Raw genomic sequence first — 21,880 nt, 5'->3', positions numbered from 1 at the left:
CAGGGGCATCCTCCCGCTGCCGCGTTCGAACGTCGGCATGGGAAGGCGCCTCGGCGAGCTCGAACGCGATCGTCGACAGAAACCGCAACGCCCCAGATTCCCGCGCGTGGCCACCGGCGATGCGCCTATGAAAACGATCGAAGCCGCCACCCGGTTTTCTCACTGGGCGGCGGCTTCCAAGTTGTCTTCAAACCATCCCTTCGGCCGCGATCACTTCACCGGCAACGTCGGATCGCCGAAGCGCTTGGCGAGGAAGAGGATGTCGTCCTCGCTCGTCGCCTGCTCCACTAGGCTGCCCTTGGCCTCGTCGAAGTACCACGTGTCGTACTTCGACGGAGTGGGGGCCGGCCGGCTGGAGGGACGCAGGACGATGTCGCCGCCCTCGATGGAGCGGATCACCTCGGTGGCCCGCAGCGGCTTATGGGCGAGCCCCTCGATCGTGGCCGAACGGCCGGCGACCGCGGTCGGCGTCAGGGTGTTGGCCGCCGTTGCCGAGAAGGACGGCAGGGTCAGCCCGGCATCGAACGACCAGATTGCCCGCTTCTTGTGGAAGCCGATCACCTTGATGCCACTGTCGCCTTCGCTGATCTGATCGGCACCGGTCTGCGCGCCTTGCGGAACCCCGTATTGCGACGCCGCGGCGTTGAGAGCGGAGGCACCGTAGGTCTGCGCGTAGGCCGCCAGCGACGAGGCCCCCCACCGTCCCGCCACCGCGACACCGTAGTGGAAGTTGAGGAACTGCGTCCCGACGCCGGCCGTGTTGATCACACCGATGCTGTTGGGGAACAGCATCGGTGTGAAGCTGCCCTGGACCATGCCGAGATGGGTCGGCAGCAGCACCGTGAAGCTGCTCGGGCCGACCATCCGGCCATCGGCGTCGACGGTCGGAACGAGCGTCGCCTTCGCCCCGAAGATCCGGTTGCTGCCGGCACCACCCGCGATGATGTCCTCACCTGCCTTGATCGCGCCGGCATAGACGCCGGAGGCCGGGGTTGCCCCGTCCGGCATGCCGAGGATGAAGCGGAGATCGAACAGCACGCTCTGCAGATCGAAGCCGCCCCGTCCCGGAGCCCCGATCCAGCCGCGGTAGCCCTCCGTCAGGCTCTGCTGGCTGGCGAAGCCGAACGGGCTCCTCCAGGCCAGGCCGCCGTAGAGCGGATGGCGCCACCCGGAGATGCTGCCGACCAGGGCATCCCAGGCCGCACGATTCCAGGCGTCGAGATCCCCGTCTTGGCCGGCCGCACCGGCGCCCAGCACGCGGGCTTCAATCTGGGCACGATCCTCCGCAAGGGTCGCGGCCGTCGCGCGCTGGTTCTGCGCGGCGTTGGCGGCCGGCAGCTGGATGAAGCCGGCATCGCCGATCAGCAGATCGTTGCCGTCGCCGCCACCGATCCGGTCGTTTCCGCTCAGGAAGCTGTCGCCACGGGAGGCGATGGAGGCGATCCAGTGGAGCGCCACCGGCTTCAGATCGACCGGATAGTCCACCGCGATGTGCTGCTGCATGGCGGCGAATCGCTCGGCCACGCGGGCCGTGACGGCCGCCTCGATCCCGGCCGCCGCGGAGGCGGTCGCGGGATCGTGGACCGCGAGGCCGCGCGCCACACCGGGCTGGAACAGGACGAGGGTATCGCCGACCACGAGGTCGTCGCCCGCACCGCCCTCGATCGTGTCGTTGCTGATCGACACCACGTGGTTCGTCCCCATCCCCTCCGGCAGGCCTTCGGCGAGGATCCGATTCAGCGGCTTCTGCGCCATCGTCTCCAGCTTCACCGTCACCGCCGCCTGCGCGACCCGGCCGGTCATCGCGAGGTCGGTGATGACCGAGCGCAGGTCGGAGAGGGCCTCGCTGAGCGCGAGGGCCGCATCGACCGACAGGCTGCGCAGCGGACCCCCGCCCTGCACGACGGTGCGTGCCGCATCGCCGACGATGAAGTCGTCGCCCTCGTCACCGCGGATGGTGTCGTTTCCGTAGGTGATCGTCCGGCTCGGGCCGCCCTGAAGCAGGGCGACGCCGCGGCTGAGCGTGGCGAACACGCCGAGCAGATCGGAGGCCGAGGCCGAGACCTTGTCGATCTGGCCGTTGAGCGCAGCGAAGGCCGTCACGTCGAGCGTGTAGGTCTCGCTGCTGTCGCCGTAGATCGTGTCGTTGCCCGCGCCGCCCTCGATGGTGTCGTTGCCGGCCAGCACGTTGTTGGTGCCGTAGAGGCTCGGAACCAGCGAGGCGTAGACGGTGAGCGTGGCGCCGTCGCCGCGCCGGATCGGATCGGACCCGGCGATGTCGGAGACCACGCCCGCCATCGACGGATAGACCTCGATGCGCGGGGTGCCGGCGCCAAACGCGCCGGGCAGGAGGTTGAGCGCCGGCACCACGACCTCGCCGCCGAGCGGCAGCACGAGGCCGGTCTCCGGCGCCGCACCGATCAGCCGGACGGCATTGACGATGGTCGGTCGGTCGGAGGCGGTCTCCGACAGGTTCGAGGCGCGGTCGCCGTAGATCAGGTCGTCGCCGCCGACACCCATCAGGATGTCGTTGCCGCGCTGGCCAAACAGCACGTCGTTGCCCTCGCCGCCCGCGATGATGTCGTCGTCGGCCAGGGCCAGCGAGACGGTGAGTGCCGAGGTCGCCCAGGCTCCCCCCGTGCCCGTAGTCAGGCGCGTGCCGGAGCCGTCGCGGGCACCGACCGCGAGAACGAGGTCGGCCTGCGCCAGCTTCTCGGCGAGGTCGCCGGTGCGTGCGGCCGACGATTGCGCGTCGGTGGCGATGGCGGCCGTGACCGTGCCGATCTCCTCCAGCACCACGTCGCGGTGCCAGGTGCCGTCGCTGTTGAGCACCGCGGCACCGTCCCCGGTGTAGGCGCGGGCGATCCGGCCCTCGTCACCGAGGAGGTAATCGACACCGGTACCGCCATCGATCCGGTCGCGGCCGAGGCCGCCGACGATCTCGTCGGAGCCTTCCTCGCCGAAGATGAGATCGTCGCCCATCTGGCCGAAGATCCGGTCATCGCCCGCGCCGCCGGCAATCGCGTCGTTGCCGCCGACGAAGTCGATGAGGTCGAAGCGCAGCACGTCGCGGCTCACCGTGTCGGCGAAGGTGCCGGGATTGCGCTGCCACGTGACCGACTTCACGTCGTCCACGAGCATGTTGCGGGTGATGACGCCGTTGTCGCCGAGGATCACGTCGGCGCCGTCGCCGCCGTTGATACCGTCGTCGCCGTCGCCGCCGCCGAGCACGTTGTGGCCGCCGGTGAGGTCGTCGTCGCCTGCGTCGCCGCGGAGCGTGTCGTCGCCCTGCTGGCCGTACAGGAAGTCGTCGCCCGCGCCGCCCTCGATCGTGTCGTTGCCGCCGCCGTCGGTGGTTGCGGTGAAGATCGAGACCGCGCGCTGGTTCACCGGCAGAGCCCGGTCGTACAGCATGTGGTCGCCGAACAGCACGTCGTGGCCGCCGCCGCCGAGGATCACGTCGGCCCCGGTGCCGCCGGCGGCGTAATCGTTGCCCTCGCCGGCTTCGATGCGGTCGTCGCCACCCGCGAGCGGATCGGTCGCCGCCACACGCCGGATCACCGCGCGACCGGCGGACAGGGCGAGATCCGCCCGGCCGTTGTCGCCGAGGATCATGTCGGCGCCCGTATCGGTGACGATGCGGTCCGCACCGGCGCCGCCGAGGACGAGGTTGTCGCCCGCGCCAGCCTCGATCCGGTCGTCGCCGCCGGCGGTCGGGTCGATCGTCTCGAGCACGACCACGACGCCGCCGGAGAAGGTGGCCCGGCCCTGGTCGCCGAGGATGGCGTCGGCGTCCGCGTCGGTGGTGATGGCGTCGCCGCCCAGACCGCCGAAAACGAGATTGTCGCCCGCGCCGGCCCGGATCGTGTCGCCCGCGCCGTGGACGGCATCGAGCGTCGTCACCGAGGCGATGACGCCGAGTTCGAACCGGGCCTCGCCGCTGTCGCCCAGCACGATGTCCGCGCCGGCCCCGGTCTCGATCATGTCACTGCCGAAGCCGCCGAGGACGAAGTTGTCGCCTTCGCCCGCCCGGACGGTGTCGTCGCCGCCGAGCGCGGTGTCGGTCGAGGCCGCCTGCGCGAGGCCGTCGGCGTCGCGGCGCACGAGGCCGCTATCGCCCAGGATCACGTCGCGGCCCGAGCCGGTCTCGATGAGGTCGGCGTCCATGCCGCCGATGACGATGTTGGCACCGTCGCCGGCCTTGATCGTGTCGCGACCGCCGATCCCGGCATCCAGGCTGCGCGCCTGAACCAGACGGCCGGCCGCGTAGAGGGCCTCGCCGCTGTCGCCGAGGATGGCGTCCGCGCCGAGACCGGTGGTGATGGTATCGCCACCGAAGCCGCCGAGGACGAGGTTGTCGCCCGCGCCCGCCTCGATAGCGTCGTCGCCGCCGAGGCCGGTATCCAGGCTCTCGGCCCGCTCGACCAGACCCTTGGCGTCGAAGCGAACCTGACCGGCATCACCCAGCACCGTGTCGCGGCCCGAGCCGGTCACGATCGTGTCGCCGCCCGCGCCGCCGAGCACGACGTTGTCGCCCTCGCCCGCCCGGATCTCGTCGGCGTCACCCACGCCCGGATGCGTCGTGCGAACGAAGACCGGAATGAAGGCCGAGAGCGTCACCGCGCCGTTGTCGCCGAGGATCACGTCGGAGCCCGAACCCGTGCTGATCGTGTCGGCGCCGTAGCCGCCGAGCACCACCGAGCCGCCGTCGCCGACCGCAATCCCATCGCGGCCGCCGACGTCCGGTGCGGTCGAGATGATCTCGACCGGCCGGGCAGCGGCGTCAAGATCGACGCTGCCGTTGTCGCCGAGCACGACCGAGCGGCCAGCGCCGAGCGTCAGCCGGTCCGCGCCCGAGCCGCCGAGCACCACGCTGTTGCCGGCGCCGAGCGTGATCGTGTCGTCTCCCGACACCTCGACATCCGTGCTCTCGGCACGAACCGGGCTGCCGCTGACGAACCGGACGAGACCCGCATCGCCGATGACGATGGCGTCGCCCGATTGCCCCTCGACCGTGTCGCCGCCGGCTCCGCCGATGACGAGCTTGCGGCCGTTGCCGAGGCGGATCGTGTCGGCCAAGCCGACGGCTGGAGCCAGGCTCTGAGCCAGGGTGAGCACACCCGCAGCGTAGTCGAGCCCGGCGCTGTCGCCGAGCACGGTCTTGGCGCCGTCGCCCGCCGTGATCGTGTCGGAGCCGAAGCCGCCGAGGATGGTGTCGCTGCCGTCACCGGCCGTGATCGTGTCGTTGCCGCCCAGACCCGTATCGGTGGACAGGACCTGCTGGAGCAGGCCGGCTGCGTCGTAGCTGACCGAGCCGAAGTCGCCGAGGATCACGTCGGCGCCCTTGCCGGAGCTGATCGCGTCGGCCTCCGTGCCGCCGAGGGCGAGGTTGTTGCCGTCACCGAGGTTCAGCGTGTCCCTGCCGCCGTCGGCGGTCGCCGTGGTGGCCACGCTCACCCGCACGCCGCCGGCAAACACCGCCGCGCCGTTGTCGCCGAGCACGATGTCGTTGCCGCCCAGCACCGTCACCGTGTCGGCGCCGGCGCCGGCGATGACGAGGTTGTCGCCCGCGCCTGCCTCGATGCTGTCGTCACCGCCGATGGCCGTGTCCAGGCTCTCGGCCCGCTCGACCAGCCCCTTCGCGTCGAAGCGCACCTGACCGGCATCGCCGAACACCGTGTCGCGGCCCGAGCCCGTCACGATCGTGTCGCCACCGACGCCGCCGAGCACGACGTCGTCGCCCTCGCCTGCGCGGATCTCGTCCGCATCGCCCACGCCCGCATTCGTCGTGCGAACGAAGACCGGAAGATACGCTGAGAGCGTCACCGCGCCGTTGTCGCCGAGAATTACGTCCGAGCCCGAGCCGGTGCTGATCGTGTCGGCGCCAAAGCCGCCGATCACCACCGAGCCGCCGTCGCCGACCACGATCACATCGCGGCCGCCGACCTCCGGTGCCGTCGAGGTGATCTCGACCGGCCGCGCGGACGCGTCGAGATCGACGCTGCCGTTGTCGCCGAGAACCACCGAGCGGCCGGTGCCGAGCGTCAGCTTGTCCGCACCCGAGCCGCCGAGCACCACGCCGTTGCCGGCGCCGAGCGTGACGGTGTCGTCGCCCGACACGGTGACATCCGTGCTCTCAACCCGAACCGGGCTGCCATTGACGAGCCGGACGAAGCCGGCATCGCCGATGACGATCGCGTCGCCGGACCCACCATCGATGAGGTCGCCGCCGGCACCGCCGATGACGAACTTGCGGCCGTTGCCGAGCTTGATCGTATCCGCCGCGCCGATGGCCGGCGTCAGCGTCTGGATCAGGGTCGGCACGCCGGCCGTGAGGTCGAGTTGGCCGCTGTCGCCGAGCACGGTCTTGGCGCCGTCGCCCGCCGTGATCGTGTCGGAGCCGAAGCCGCCGAGGATGGTGTCGCTGCCGTCACCGGCCGTGATCGTGTCGTTGCCGCCCAGACCCGTATCGGTGGACAGGACCTGCTGGAGCAGGCCGGCTGCGTCGTAGCTGACCGAGCCGAAGTCGCCGAGGATCACGTCGGCGCCCTTGCCGGCGGTGATCGTGTCGGCCTCCGTGCCGGCCAGGACGAGGTTGTCGCCGTCGCCCGCCGCGATCGTGTCGGCCGCGCCGATCTCCACATCGGTGGTGCGGACGAGCATCCGCTTGCCGTCGGTGCGGAACGTGGCGAGGCCGTTGTCGCCGAGCACCACATCTGCGCCGGAGCCGGCGGTGATGGTGTCGCTGCCGAAGCCGCCGAGGATGACGTTGTCGCCATCGCCCGCCACGATCGTGTCGTCGTCGCCGCGGTTCGGATTGAGGCTGGCCACGCGCACGAAACGCCCGCCGGTGAAGCTCGCCTCGCCGAAGTCACCGAGGATGAGATCCGCACCCTTGCCGGTGGCGATCTCGTCTTGGCCCGCGCCACCGAGGACGATGTTGTCGCCGTCGCCGGCACGGATGACGTCGCCCGTGCCGCGGCGCTCATCGGTGGTGGTGACCTCGCGGACAAGGCCGTTCTCGAAGGCCACGCTGCCCATGTCGCCGAGAACGATGTCGGCGCCCGAACCCGTGGTGATGTCGTCGGAACCGACGGCGCCGATGACGATGTTGTCGCCGTCGCCGGTCTTGATCACGTCGCGGGCACCGTCGTCCGGATCGGTCGACGAGAAAGCGACGCGCACGCCTCCCTCGAACAGCGCGGTGCCGTGGTCGCCGAGGATCACGTCGTTGCCGCCGAGCGTGGTGATGGTGTCGCTGCCGGCGCCGCCGATGACGACGTTGTCGCCGCCGCCGGCCTCGATGACGTCGTCATCGCCGAAGGTCGGATCGAGGCTCTCGGCGCGCTTCAGGCGGCCCTGAGCATCGAAGGTGAGGCGACCGTCGTCGCCCAGCACGATGTCGGCATCGGAGTCGTCCCCGCCGGCATCGATCGTATCGGCGCCCAGGCCGCCGAGGACGACGTCCGCCCCCCCACCCGTCTTGAGGACGTCGCGCGTCCCGCCATCGCGGCTGCTCTGGACGCTGGCGCGCAGACCGAGTTCGAACCGGACGAGGCCGTTGTCGCCCAGCACGATATCGCCGCCGGTGCCGGTGACGACCGTGTCGCTGCCCGAACCGCCGAGCACGATGTTGTCGCCGTCGCCGGCCTCAATCCGGTCATTGCCGGCGTCCGTCGTGTCGGTCGAGGCGAACTCGACCCGTACGCCACCCGCGAACACGGCATAGCCATGGTCGCCGATGACGACATCGCTGCCGCCCAGAGCCGAGACGGTGTCGGCGCCCGTACCTCCGAAGACGAGGTTGTCGCCGCCGCCGACCTTGATCTCGTCATCGTCGCCGAAGCCGACATCGAGGCTCTCGGCCCGCTTCACGCGGCCCTGCCCGTCGAAGGTGATCTGGCCGCCGTCGCCGAAGACCACGTCGGCATCCGTGTCGGTCTGACCCGCGTCGATCGTGTCGGCGCCGAGACCGCCGAGCACCACGTCGGCGCCCGCGCCGGTCGCGATGACGTCGCGCGCCCCGCCGTTGCGGTCGCTGACCACCCGCGCCCGGATGCCGAGTTCAAAGGCAACGAGGCCGTTGTCACCCAGCACGATGTCGGCGCCCGCGCCCGTGGTGATGGTATCGCTGCCCGAGCCGCCGAGCACGAGGTTGTCGCCGTCGCCGGCCTCGATCCGGTCGTTGCCGCCGTCGGCGGTGTCCGTCGAGGCGAAAGCGATCCGCATGCCGGCCTCGAACACCGCGTAGCCGTGGTCGCCGATGACGATGTCGCCGCCGCCCAAAGCCGTGACGGTGTCGGCCCCGGTGCCGCCGATGACGAGGTTGTCGCCGCCGCCGACCTTGATCTCGTCGTTGCCGCCGAAGCCGGTATCGAAGCTCGCGGCACGGATCACGCTACCAGTCACATCGAAGGTGACGTGGCCGTTGTCGCCGAACACGATGTCGGCGTCCGCGTCGGCCTGGCCGGCATCGATCGTATCGCTGCCGAGACCGCCGAGCACGAGATCCGCACCGGCTCCGGTGGTGATCGTGTCGGAGCCGCCACCACTCCGGTCACTGATGATCTCGAGGCGGATTCCGCCTGCAAAGCGGATCGTGCCGTTGTCGCCCAGCACCACGTCGACGCCTGCGCCGGTCGTGATGGTGTCGGTCCCCGAGCCACCCAGCACGACGTTGTCGCCGTCGCCGACTGCGATCCGGTCGTTGCCGGCGCCCGTCGTATCGGCCGAGACGAAGACCACGCGCACACCGGCATCGAACTCGGCGAAGCCGCCGTCGCCGATCACCGCATCGTTGCCGCCGAGTGCGGTCACGACGTCGCTGCCGGCTCCGGCGATGACCACGTTGTCGCCGGCTCCGACATCGATCGTGTCGTTGCCACCGAAGCCGAGGTCGAAGCTCTCGGCCCGCTTGACGCGCCCGCTGGTCTCGAAGGTGGCGCGGCCGTCATCGCCGAGCATCACGTCGTTGCCGCCGAGCGCCGTGATCCGGTCGGCACCGGCGCCGCCGAGGACGATGTTGTCGCCGCCGCCGACCACGATGGTATCGTCGTCGCCGAGGCCGAGATCCAGGCTCTCGGCAAGTTTCACCCGGCCCTGAGCGTCGAAGGTGACATGGCCGTTGTCGCCGAAGACGATGTCGGCATCCGCGTCATCCTTGCCGGCATCGATGGTGTCGGCGCCGAGGCCGCCGAGGACGAGGTCCGCACCGGAACCGGTGTTGATCGTGTCGGCCGCGCCGCCGTCACGGCTGCTGGTCACCGCGAGGCGGATTCCGCCTGTGAAGGTCACAGCCCCGTTGTCGCCCAGGACGATATCCGCGCCCGTTCCCGTTGTGAGGGTATCCGAGCCGGCACCGCCGATGACGAGATTGTTGCCGGAGCCGACCTCGATGCTGTCGTCGCCGCCGATGGTCGGGTCGGCGCTCTGAGCGAGCTTGACGCGGCCGAGATCGTCGAAGGTGACGTGACCATTATCGCCGAAGACGATGTCGTCGTCGGTGTCGTCCTTGCCGGCATCGATCGTGTCGCCGCCCAGGCCGCCGATGACGAGGTCCGCGCCGGCACCCGTCCGGATCGTATCGCGGGCGCCGCCGGCTGGATCGCTCTTGGCCTCGAGGCGGATTCCGCCTGTGAAGGTGACAGTCCCGTTGTCGCCCAGCACGATGTCCGCGCCGGCACCCGTCGTGATCGTGTCCGAGCCCGCACCGCCGAGGATCAAGTTGGCGCCTGCGCCCGCCTGGATTTCGTCGTCGCCGCCCAGCGTCGGGTCGAGGGTCTCGGCCAGGGAGACGCGGCCGAGGTCGTCGAAGGTGACGTGGCCGTTGTCGCCGAAAACGATGTCGGCGTCCGTATCGTCCTTGCCGGCATCGATCGTATCGCCGCCGAGGCCTCCGATGACGAGGTCCGCCCCCGCACCGGTGACGATGGTGTCGCGACCGCCGCCGGCGCGCTCGCTGAGCGCGTCGCGGCGGACACCGTCCACGAACTCGACGGCGCCGTTGTCGCCGAACACGAGGTCGGCGCCGATGCCGGTGGTGATGGCGTCGCTGCCCGAGCCGCCGAGCACGACGTTGTCGCCGTCGCCCGCGCGGATCCTGTCGTCGCCCGCCACGCTCTCGTTCTTGGTCGAGACGCGCACCAGCTTGCCCTGGGCGAAGGTCGCCGCACCGTCGTCGCCGAGGATGATGTCGAGACCGGCCCCCGTGGTGATGTCGTCGGCGCCGACGCCGCCGAACACCACGTTGTCGCCCTCGCCCGCCACGATGGCGTCGCCGCCGCCGAAGGTGGATTCCATCGTCTCGATCGAGACCAGAATCCCGTTCAGGAACACGGCGCTGCCGTTGTCGCCGAGGATCACGTCCGCGCCCGATCCGGTCTGGATCTTGTCGGCGCCGACGCCACCGATGACGACACTGCCGCCATCACCCAGGGTGATCTCGTCGCGCCCACCCGCCGTCGCGGCAGTGGTCGCCGCCAGGAGCACGCGGCCCTGCGCGTCGAAGGTCGCCTGGCCGTTGTCGCCGAGCACCGTGCTGCGGCCGTTGCCGGCCGCGATGGTGTCGCTGCCCGAGCCGCCGAGGATCACGGCCACGCCGTCGCCGACGGTGATCGTGTCGTCCCCGCCGACATTGTCGTAGGTCGTCTCGGCGAGGATCGGCAGACCCGCGGCGGTGAGCCGGACATGGCCGGCATCGCCGAGGATGACGCTGGTGCCGGTGCCGACCTTCACGCCGTTCCGGAACCCGGCGGTGATGCTGTCGCCGCCGGCACCGCCGATGACGGTGTTGCGGCCGCTGCCGAGCGCGATCGTATCCTTGTCGCCGACCTCGGGGCTGAGGCTCGCGATCTCGATGAGGGCGCCGGCCTCGAAATCGGCCTGGCCGCTATCGCCGAGCACGACGTTGCTGCCGTCGCCGGCGGTGATCGTGTCGCGTCCGCTACCCCCGAGCACGACGTTGTCGCCGTTGCCCACCGTGATGCTGTCGTCGCCGCCGATGGCGGTGTCGAGCGAGAGCGCGCGGCGGATCAGGCCGAGGGCATCGAAGGTGACGACGCCGTTGTCGCCCAGGATGAACGCACCCTTGTCGCCGCCCTTGATGGTATCGCCGCCGGCGCCGCCGAGCACGACGTTGTTGCCCGTGCCGAAGGTGATCGTGTCACCGCCGCCGATCGAGGGCGCCGTGGTGGCGATCCGCGCCAGCACGCTCGTCGTCACGCCGTTCGTCACCGTGACGGTGAAGTCGGCCTCGCCGCTGTCACCGAGGATGACGTGGTTGCCCGCGCCGGTGGTGATGGTGTCCGCGTCCGCGCCGCCGATGATGCGGGATTCCCCGTCCTCGGCCGCGATGATGTCGGCTCCGCCGATCTCGGGCGTGATCGACTCGATGCGCTGGGCACGGCCGTTGCGGAAGACCGCCTTGCCGCTGTCGCCCAGGATGACGTGGTTGCCCGCGCCGACCTTGATCGTGTCCGCGCCCGCACCGCCGAGGATGGTCGTGTTGCCGTCGGCCGCCTCGATCGTGTCGTTTCCGCCGATCTCGGTCGCGGTCGAGGTCACCGTCGCGATGGTGCCGTCGATGAAGGTGGCCGAGCCGCTGTCGCCGAGCACGACCTGGCTGCCCTTGCCCAGGGTGATCTGGTCGGCACCCGCGCCGCCGATCACCGTAGCGCTGCCGTCCTTGGCCAGGATGGTATCGTCGCCGCCGATGCCCGGATCGATCGTCTCGACAGAGACCAGCGTGCCGGCGGTGAAGACCGCCCGGCCGCTATCGCCGAGGATGACGTGGTTGCCCGCCCCGACCTCGATTCCATCCGCGCCGGCCCCGCCGACGATGGTGGTATCGCCCTCGCTCGCCGTGATCGTGTCGTTACCGCCGATCGCGGTGGCGGTCGCGGTGATGTCTTGGATCTTGCCGTTCGCGAAGGTCGCCGAGCCGCTATCGCCGAGCACGACCTGGCGGCCCTTGCCCAGGGTGATCCGGTCGGAGCCCGCGCCGCCGATCACCGTGGTGTCGCCGTCCATGGCCTCGATGATGTCACCGCCGCCGACGCCCGGATCAATGCTCTCGATCGAGACGAGGGATCCGGCGTCGAACTGGGCCCTGCCGCTGTCGCCGAGGATGACGTGGTTGCCCGCGCCGACCTTGATCGTGTCGCTGTCGAAGCCGCCGATGATGGTGGTGTCGCCCTCCATCGCCGTGATCGTATCGCCGCCGCCGATCGCGGTCGCAACGGAGGTGATGGTTGCGATCTGGCCGTCCGCGAAGGTCGCCGAGCCGCTGTCGCCGAGGATCACCTGACGACCCTTGCCGAGGGTGATCGTGTCGGCCCCCGCGCCACCGATGACGGTGACGTTGCCGTCACCGGACACGATGCGGTCGTCGCCGCCGATGGCAGCCTCGTTGTCCGCGGACTTGATGGAGAGCAGGACCGGGACCGGAACGCTCACGCCGCCGACGAGGCGGGTGCCGGGCACGAAGCGGGCCTCGCCGGTATCGCCCAGGATCACGTGGGTGCCGGCGCCGACGGTGATGCCGTCCTTACCCGCGCCGCCGATGATCGTGGTGTCACCGTCGGTCGCCTTGATCGTGTCGTCACCGCCGATCGCGCCGTCGAGACTGCGGAGGATCGTCAGCACGCCGCCTGCGAAGACGGCCTCGCCGTTGTCGCCGAGGATGACGTGGTTGCCCGCGCCCGCCGTGATGATGTCGGCGTCGAAGCCGCCGATGATCACGTTGTTGCCGTCGGTCGCGGTGATGGTGTCGCTGCCACCGACGTCCGGATAGGTCGAGACCACGCGGGTGACGACGTGGTTGCCGGTCAGCGCGATGCCGGCGGTCGCCGAGCCGTCCTGATAGATCTGGCCGTGATCGCCGAGGATGACGTTGTCGCCGCCCTTGGCGTCGATCGTGTCGGTGCCGGCGGCCCGCGGCTGCTCGATGAAGGGATCGGCGATCGTGACGATGCGCTTCACGTCGTCGAGGTTGAAGCTCGAATCGCCGAGGATGATGTCGGCGCTGTTGCCGCCCTCGATCCTGTCGTTTCCGGTGCCGCCGGCGATCAGGTTGCGGCCCTGGCCGCCCTTGATCGCGTCGCTGCCCGCGCCGCCGTCGATGATGACGAGGCCGGTCGCGCCCGAGGCGTCGATGACGTCGTCGTGGCTGACGATGGAGGCATCGACATCGATCGTCCCTTCGTCGCGGAAGGCGATGGCGCCGCCGGTGCGGACGCTGTCCGAGGCGCTGTAGCGGCTGCGGTCTGCGCTGGTGTCGCCGAACAGTGCGAGCGTGCCCTGCGAGGCCTTGACGGTGATCGTGTCGGCACCACCGCCGCCATGGATCGTCGTCAGGGTGCCGATCGCCGTCCCCTCCACCGTGACGCGGTCGGTGCCCGAGCCGAGCAGCAGCTCGACCGAGGACATGTCGCGGTAGGTCACGCCGCCCTTGAAGGTCACGTTGGTGGCGCTGCCGCTCGCGGCCGTGTTGACGTAGAGAAGCGACATTCCGAAGCCGGAGATGTGGTCGGCGTTCACCACGCCGTCCACGCCCGCCGTGGTGGAGTCGTTGAAGAGCGAGACCTTATCGAAATCCTTCTTGGTCGGGTCGATCGCGATGTCGCGCGTGACCGGGCGGTTGGTCTCGCCGGGCAGGACGATCGCAGGGGTCAGCGAGCGGCTGTCGGGACCGGCGCCACCGATCAGGACCAGCGGTCCCTCGATGCGGCTGAGTTCGTGCGTCTGGCGCGAGAAGGTCTTGAGGTCCGAGGTCACCTTGGTGGCGTCGGGGTTGCTGAGCACCTTGACCCGCACGGCCTGATCGAAGTTCGACGCGTCGAACGTGATCGTCGCCGGCTTCGACGCGGTCGCCCGCGTGAAGCGCGGATCGTCGCTGTCGGTGATGGTCTGGCCGTCACCCGCCAGCGTGATCGTCACCGATCCCTGCGGCGCGGTCGTCAAGACCACGTCGTAATGGGACGGCTGGTCCGGCGTCACGACGACGCCGCCCTCGGCCGGGGTCACCACGACGCCCGCCGTGTTGCCGTCCGTCACTTGGACACGCACCACCGGTTCCCCGACGAGCGCCGCCTTGAAGAAGCCCTCGCCGCCCGTGCCGGCGAGCGTGCTCTTCACGAGGTGGGTGATCTCCCCGACATAGCGGTTCTCGGGCGTAACGTCGGCCGGCGACGAGATCTGCACGGTCTGTGGCTTGTCCCAATTGCCGGCATTGAAGGTGAGATACGCGAAGCCGTCCCCGTCGGTCGGCAGCGCGTTGCCGGCGGCATCGGTGAAGACGAGCTGGGAGAGGCGATCCCGCGGCAGGCTGAGGGTGACGGTGACCGTCTCGTTGGCCTGCGGGGGATTGTTGAGGACGACGGTGTAGCCGTCCTTGTTCTGCGCCTGGGCGGCCCGATTGAGGGAGCTCTCGACGACCGAGGTGTTGCCGCCGCTCTCGACGATGATCAGGCCCGGCTTGTCGTTGTCGATGACCTTGACCAGCGTCGTGCGCAGGTAAGTGGAGCTTACCTCGTCGTTCGAGCTGATGACGGAGTGGCCGATGGCCACGCTCTGCTCGCCCTCGGCGGCCGTATCCGTTTTGGCGCGGACGAGGATCGTCCCCGTCAGCTCGGGCTTCCAGACGTAGACGCCGTTCTTCAGTTCCGTGACGAAGCGAATTGTGAGGGCGTCCGACCAAGTGACGCCGTCGGTCGAGACCTCGACCGTGCCCGCGTCTCCGGCCAGCGCCCGCGACTGCGCGGAGGCCTGCGCGGCGGAGACGGTGACGACCGCCCAATCGGTCCGGCCGAGCTGGGTCCGCGTCGGGGTGGGCGGCGCGATCTGGTAGGAGCCGATGCTGCTGCCCACGGCACCCACCGCCGTGATGACCGAATCTTCGCGAAGCGTCAGACCGCCCTGGTCACTGACGCTGCCGCGATCGGCCGCGGCGACGGAGGCGTTGATGCCCGGCACGAACAGGCCGTCGTAGCGCTTGTCGGTGCTTGCGGCGGTGTGGTTGATGACCGCCGAGTTGCCCTTGGCGTCGCGCGCCACGACCTCGCCGCTGACATCGCCGGCCACGTTGAAGGTGTCGCTACCGGTCCCGCCGATCAGGGTGGTGACGACGCCCGGCGGGGTGGAGAGCACGTAGAACGTGTCGTCGCCCTCCAAGCCGTCGACCTCGACCGCCTGGATGTTGCTGAAGCGGATCGACAGACCGGCGCCGAAGATGCCGTCGCTCGTGACGACGAAGGTGTCGGCGAACTCGGTGCCGAGGGCGACGATCTTGTTGAAGCCGGTGCCGCCGTCGATCTCGAGCGGGGCGTTGATGTTGTACTCGATCCGGTCGTTGCCGGCGCCGGCATTGAGCTTGATCTTGTTGTCCTGTGGGTTGGACCCGGCCAGGGCGAAGGCACGCACGATGAAGGTGTCGTCGCCATCCTCGCCTTCGAGGCGCAGGTCCGCCTTGTTCGAGTAGACCTGGAACATGTCGTCGCCGGTGCCGCCGTAAATGACGGCCGGGATCGAGATGCCGCGGGAGAGATAGCCCCCGAACGAGAGTTGCGTGGTGACGAAGACGTCCTCGCCGAGCAGGCCGTTGGCCGTGTCGCGCAGGCTCGCGAAGACTTGTCCGACTTGGAAGAAATCGTTGCCCTCGCCGCCGTCGACGGTCATCAGCGCCGAGGTGTCGTCCATCGCGAAGCGGTCGTTGCCCTTGCCGCCCTCGACGACGACGCGCCCGTTGACGCTCATGTCGTAGTTGATCCGCTCGACGACCGTGCCCGCCGGGTAGGTGCCGTCGGCGTTCGGATGGACGAGCGCCACGAAGTTGCGCCGCAGTAGGAATTGGTCCGCTTCATCCGTGCCGAGGATCGTCAGGGTATCGACACCCCGGCTGGCATCGCCCGAGTCTTTCACGTTGATGCGGTAGGACGAGGCGCCGGCGAGCTGGATGCGGATCGTGTCCGTGTCCTGGCCGCCGTCGATATCGAGCGTGTCGGTAGCGCTGCCGGTCTTGCTGGTGAGCGAGGGCAGGCGGTCGACGTTGATCGCATCCGCCCCATCCTCGCCCAACACCGAGGTATTGCCGGAAAGTTCGCTGACGGCGAGATCGAGCGTGTCGTCGCCCGCGCCGAGCTTGATCGTTGTCGACGCCGCGCGGACCCGGCCGCGCAGGGCGAACTTGTCGTTGCCACCGAGGCTGGTCAGCGCCAGCATCGAGGTGGCGACGGTGGTGCCCAGCAACGTCAGCGCGTTGTTGCCCGCGCCGAGATCGATGACGACCTTGGCGCCCTTGATCGTCGCGGTCTGGACGACGGCGCCGGTGACGCGCGCCGCATCGATGACGGTATCGACGCCGGCGGCCGTGGTCAGCGTGAAGTCACCCGTTCTCGCCTCATGGCTGCCGGCGAGTTCGACGTGGTTGTCGCCGCCGCCGAGCGCGAGCGTGATCGAGGCCGCCGAGAGCGCGATGGCGTTCGTGACGACCAGCCCCGCCACGCGGTGGTCGGTCAGGATGTCGCGGCCGGTCCCGCCCGTCAGGGAGAAGCCGTCCCCGATCGCGTACCGGCCGACGAGCGTGGCCGTGTTGGCGCCGTCGCCGAGCTGGATCGCGAGGAAGCGCGCTTCGAGATCGGCCTTCTCGACCGTGCCGTTCACGACGCGCAGGTCGCTCAGCGTATCGGCGCCGCCCGCCGCCGCGATCGTGACATCGTCGGCGATCCGGTAAGAGCCGGTCAGGGTCAGCGTGTTGGTGCCGGCGCCGACATCGATGCTCAGCGATTTTGCCGCGTAGCTTCCCTGGAGGTCGACGATGTCGTCGCCCGCGCCGGTCGTGATCGTGATCGCGCCCGCCTGCAGGTTGTAGCCGCCCGAGAGCCGCAGGGTGTTGCTGCCGCCGCCCAAATTGATCGAGAGCGAGCCGGCCGCGATGTCGGCCCGGCTGGTGACGCCGCCGACCATGCGGAAATCCCGCAGGACATCGTTGCCGGACCCGCTGCGGATCGTGAAGGCGTTCGTGCTCCGGTAGGTGCCGGTCAGAGTGATGTCGTTCTGGCCGTCACCCGCGTCGATCTCCATCGAGCCGGCGGTATAGCTCCCCTGGAGGTCGATGACGTCGCGGCCCGCGCCGGTGCGGATCGCGAGCGCGCCGGTCATCATGTAGGTGCCCGTCGCAGTCAGGCTGTTGTCGCCGCCGGCGAGATCGATCGTCAGCGAGTCGAGCGTGTGGCGGCCACCGAGCGTCACGGCGTCCTGGCCCGCACCGCCGGTGATGCTCATCGCACCCGTGGATACGGTGATCGCATCCGAGAATGTGATCGTGTTGTTGCCGTCCCCGGCGAGCAGACTGATGGAGCCGCGGCGCGTGAGCGCGCCCTCCGAGATCCGGTCGAGCGCGATCACCTCGTCGGGATCGTTCGGGTTGCTCCCGCTGACGGTGATGGTGCGCTCACCGGTCATGAACGTGCCGTCGAGGAGGTAGGTGCCGCCCAGGCTGCTGCCCTGGATCGTGATCGTGCGGCCGACGAAGAGACCGAGCAGTCTGAGGACGGCAGCGGCCTCGTTGGACGCCACGACCGTATCGTTGCCGTCAGCGTCCTTCACCACCTTGAAGTCGGCCTTCAGGACGATGTCGCCCTTGGCCTTCACCACCGCGCCCGCCTCGACAGTGAGGTCGTCGCCGGCGGCGAGGGTGACGGAGCCCTCGGTCGAGAAGATCGTGACGCCGGAGCTGACCAGCAGGAGGTCGTCGCCCCGGGTCGTATCCTCGCCCGAGAACACGTTGATGGACTTCTTCGAGATCAGGTTGGTGATGATCGTGACGGGGCTCGACGTGCGCACGTTGATCGCGCCGCCGGCCTGGATGCCGGTCTTGGCCCCCGCGGTGACGCCGCCCACGCGCAGGCCGCCGACGTTCCACAGCCAGACATCATTGCCGGCCGTGGCTTCGATGCCGCCATAGGTGTCGCCGGTCGCAGTCTTCAGCTTGGCGATGATGCGCTTCGTCGCCGTGCCGATGCTGCCCGAGGCGATCAGCTTGGCTTGGCCGGAGACGAGGTTCGAGCTGCCGCCGTTGCTGTCGTTGTAATCGGTCGATCCATTGAGGATGCTGCCCGTCGCGGCCGTCAGGATGGCGACGCGGTTATCGGCGGCCGCGATGCTGGCGAGATGGACGTCGCCATCGGTCTCGACGACGACGATGTTGCCGCGTGTGGCCGAAAGCGTGACCCGGCCGGTCGTGGTGCCGCCGACATTGCTGTCGAACTCGAAGGCGTCGGTGCCGGAGCCGATGCCGTCGCCCGCCGTGAGGACGATGGACCGGCCGCTGACATTGGCCCGTCCGCTGCCGGCCAGATCGGGCGCCGAGTCGATGTCGCGCGGGCTCGTCAGGTCGCCGCCGTCGAGGATCGAGGCCTGCGCGCTCAGGATCACGTCGCCCGTCGTGGTGATCGCCACCACCCGCAGGTCGGTCGCCGTCTCCGTCAGAGCGATGGTCCCCGTGGCGCTCGCCCGGACGGTCCCGGTGAGCTTCACCTCAAGGGCGTCGGCGCCCACATGGGGTGTGCTGGCGTTGGGACCGGCTTGGCCGATCGCCCCCGCCGCCTTCAGCGTGAGGTTGCGGGCCGCGATCTTGGTGTTGTCGTTCCCGATGCCGTCGAGGATGCTGCCCCGGTCGGCGGTGAAGAAGATGTCCTTGCCCGTGAAGGCGGATTCCAGCTTCAGGTCGCCCGCGCGGGCGGTGATGTAGATGTTCTCCGCGCTGCGGACCGCGAGGGTTCCCGTCAGCTCGACGCCGATCGCCTTCTCAGCGCTGCCGACGGCACCCCGGCCGCCTTCGAGGATGGTGTCACCGCCACGGACATTCGTGTCGGCGGCGCCGCGGCCGTTGACGAGGCCGTTGTCACCCTTGAGGCGGATTTGCTGGCCATTCGTGGAGGTGATCAGGCCCACCGTCGCCGAGGACGGCGTGGTGATGAAGATCTGACCGCCCGCGCTGACGTCGAGCGTTCCCGCGGTCTCCAGCACCACCGCCTTGCGCTTCTGGATCAGGAGCCGGGTGACGAGGTTGAACGGATTCCCGGCATCCTTGGCCGATTGGAACACGATGAGACTGCGGCCGGTCTCGGTGGTCGGCGCGAGCTTGTTCGCGTCGAGATTGCCCGTGTCGAGGACGAGGGTTGCTTTGCCCGCCTTCGCGATCTCGTAATAGGTCGCGGCTCCGGTCGCGTTGGCGGTCGTCACGCCGAATGCGCCGGCAAGGCCGATCCGCATTCCCTGCTTGAACCCATCCGCCAGGAAGCTGGCGTCCCGGTCGGACAGGGCGCGGTTGACGACGGAAACGCCGCCGGTTGCCCCCGTCGCCCGCACACCGACCTCGACGTTGGCCGCGAGCCGGCCGTTCAGGCCGCCCGTCGTGTCGAAGAGCTGGCCGGCCTCGAGGCGGATCACCCCGCCCGCGATCGCAGCGATCCGGAACACGTTGGTGGCGATGGCAGTAGTGTTCGTGGTGTCCCCGGCGATGAAGAGCGTGTCGCCGACGGCGTAGAGCGCGGTGTCCCAGGTGCCGCTCGCGAGCGTCAGCACGCCTTGGTTCGTCGCAGCGTCGTTGCTGAAGCTCAGCTCGACGCTGGCCGGGGCGGCCTTGAGCCGATCGATGGACATCGTCGCCGAAGCACGCGGCGCCTCGCCGCTCACCGCGATGCTGGCGCCGAAGGTGACGTTGCGGGCGCTTCCTTCCTGGAAGGTCTTGCTGCCGGAGAAGGCGACGGTGATCACCGTGTCCGTGACGGACACAATCTTGAAGTAGGCCCGGGTTTCGGCGGTTGCGTTCTGCGTCAGACCGCCGATGAACAGCGTGGCATCGATGACGTTTCCGTCCTTGATGAACGCGGTGAGGTCCCAGGGCTTGCCACCCACCCAGGTGACGGTTCCGGTCGCGCCATTGTTGGCGAAGATGACGTCGGCGGCGGTCGGCTCACCCGTGAGGAACACGAGGTCGCTGCGCTCGGCGGCAGCCAGATCGATCTGCTGTTCGGTCGTCTGAGGCGGCGCGTTCGGGCCGACCTTGATCAGTGTGGTGTCGCTGGTCGAGCCGACACTGCCGGCCGCGACGAGCTTGATCGAGCGGCCCTTAATGATCGGGCTCTGGATGTCGACGACGGTGCTGGGCACCTCCTTCAGCAGGCCCTGGCCGACCGCGCTCAGCAGTTCCTCTTTCGTCCAGCGCTTGATGCTGTCGTCGATGCCCTTGGCGGTCGCCCGATCGACGAAGAAGGCAGGGTTGTCCTGCTTCTTGGCCGTCAGAGCGTTCTCGCCGTCGGATCCCGGCAGGCTGTTGAAGAAGGCGTGGAGCGCCCGGTACTGCGCCGTGAGCGCCGCTCCGCGCGCATCCTGGGCCGCCTGGAGGGCGGAGGTGATGGCCGGCGACATCTTGGTCCGGGTTTCGGCCGCAGCCTGTGCGCGGGCCGCACCCGCCGCATCGATCAGCGCCTGACCCGTGAGGCGCGGCGTGAAGGATGCGTTGTAGATGCTCGGATCGATCTGCTGGTTGCGGTAGCTCCAATAGGTGTCGTAGCGGGCCTTGTCCTGGTCGGACCGTGCTTCCACCCGCGATGCATCGTAGGTGTCGCCGAGGCTGCCGAAATCGGCGTGAAGCCGCGCGTACTCCGCCTTGAGCGCGGTTTCGGCCGCCACGACTTTCTTGGCGGTTTCCGCCTGCAGGAACATCTCGCCCAGCGTCTGGAACTTGGCCTGGTCGGCGAACTGCACCGCCAGTGCGATCCGCTCGGCGCCGGTGATCCGCACGATGCCGCCCGCGTCGGCACTCGCCTTGTAGCCGCTGTAGATCTGGTACGCCGTGCCGAGCTTCGGCAGGTAACGGTCACCGAAGCCGGCATAGACCGCATTCAGCTTCGCGTATTCGGTCGCGCGGTCGTCGAGCGTCGCCTTGATCTTGCCCGCGACGTAGCTGTCCTTGGCCGCGCCGCTCAGCGTCGCGCCGGTGGCATCGGTGCCGAACGTGCGCGTCAGATCGGCGATCTCGGCATTCGTCAGCTTGAGCACGCCGTTCACCAGCGAGCTGCGCAGCTTCCAATACAGATCGTACTGTGTCGTGAAGCTGTTCTGAGCACCCTCGACGACGCCGGGGAAGCTGCCGAAGGTCGGCGCAAGGTTGCGGTAGTCGATCGTCCGGGACGCCTCGACCTGCTGGATCTGATCGATGACGTAGGCGGTGAGCGCGGTGCTCCCGAAGACCGCGTTCAGCCGGGCGAAGTCGGTCGCCGCGGTGCTGGCGAAGATCGCGTTCAGTTTCGTGTACTCGGCCCCGCGCGCGTTGAGCGTCGCCTGGATCTTGGCCGCGACATAGCTGTCCTTCGCCGTGCCGCTCAGCACCGCGCCGGTGGCGTCGGTGCCGAACGTACTGGTCAGGTTGGCGATTTCGGCGCTCGTCAGTGCAGGCACACCGTTCACCAACGAGCCGCGCAGCTTCAGGTAGAGGTTGTACTGGGCGGTGAAGGTGCCCTGGTCACCCTTGGCAACGCTTGAGAACAGCGCCGAGAGCCTCGCGAACTCGTCCGCACGGGACTCCTGCACCACCTTGATCTGAGCGTCGATGTAGTCGTCCTTGGCGGCGCCGGTGAGCCCGCTGCCGGTCGTGTCGCTACCGAACTGCGCGCGCAGCGCATCGCGCTCGACACTCGTCAGCGTCATCGCACCGTTGACCCGGCTCGCCCTCAGCACCTCATAGCGGGCGTAGGCGGTCTCGTAGCTGGCGAGCGCCCTGAACGCCTCGTCCGCCAACCGCGCGCCGCGCGCCTCCGCGTCGATCGCGATCTCGTAGAGCTCCAGAATCTTGGCCTCGCTCAGACGCGTGTTGCCGCCC

General features: G+C 69.3%; 1 protein-coding gene (only partly in view). It reads right to left on the bottom strand.

The window, feature by feature from the left end:
* Positions 1-210: 210 nt before the first annotated feature.
* On the bottom strand, positions 211-21,880 hold the end of the coding sequence (locus MFF24_RS00945) for an LEPR-XLL domain-containing protein (RefSeq protein ID WP_238221710.1). Its footprint extends 24,347 nt past the window's final position; the window shows 21,670 of its 46,017 coding nt (coding positions 24,348-46,017); its start codon lies off the right edge, out of view; it ends in the stop codon at positions 211-213.

This window comes from Methylorubrum aminovorans (genome assembly GCF_022179725.1).
GTDB classification, from domain to species: domain Bacteria; phylum Pseudomonadota; class Alphaproteobacteria; order Rhizobiales; family Beijerinckiaceae; genus Methylobacterium; species Methylobacterium aminovorans.
The sequence above is the reverse complement of the archived record's forward strand: the minus strand, read 5'-3'. Positions and strand labels throughout refer to the sequence as shown.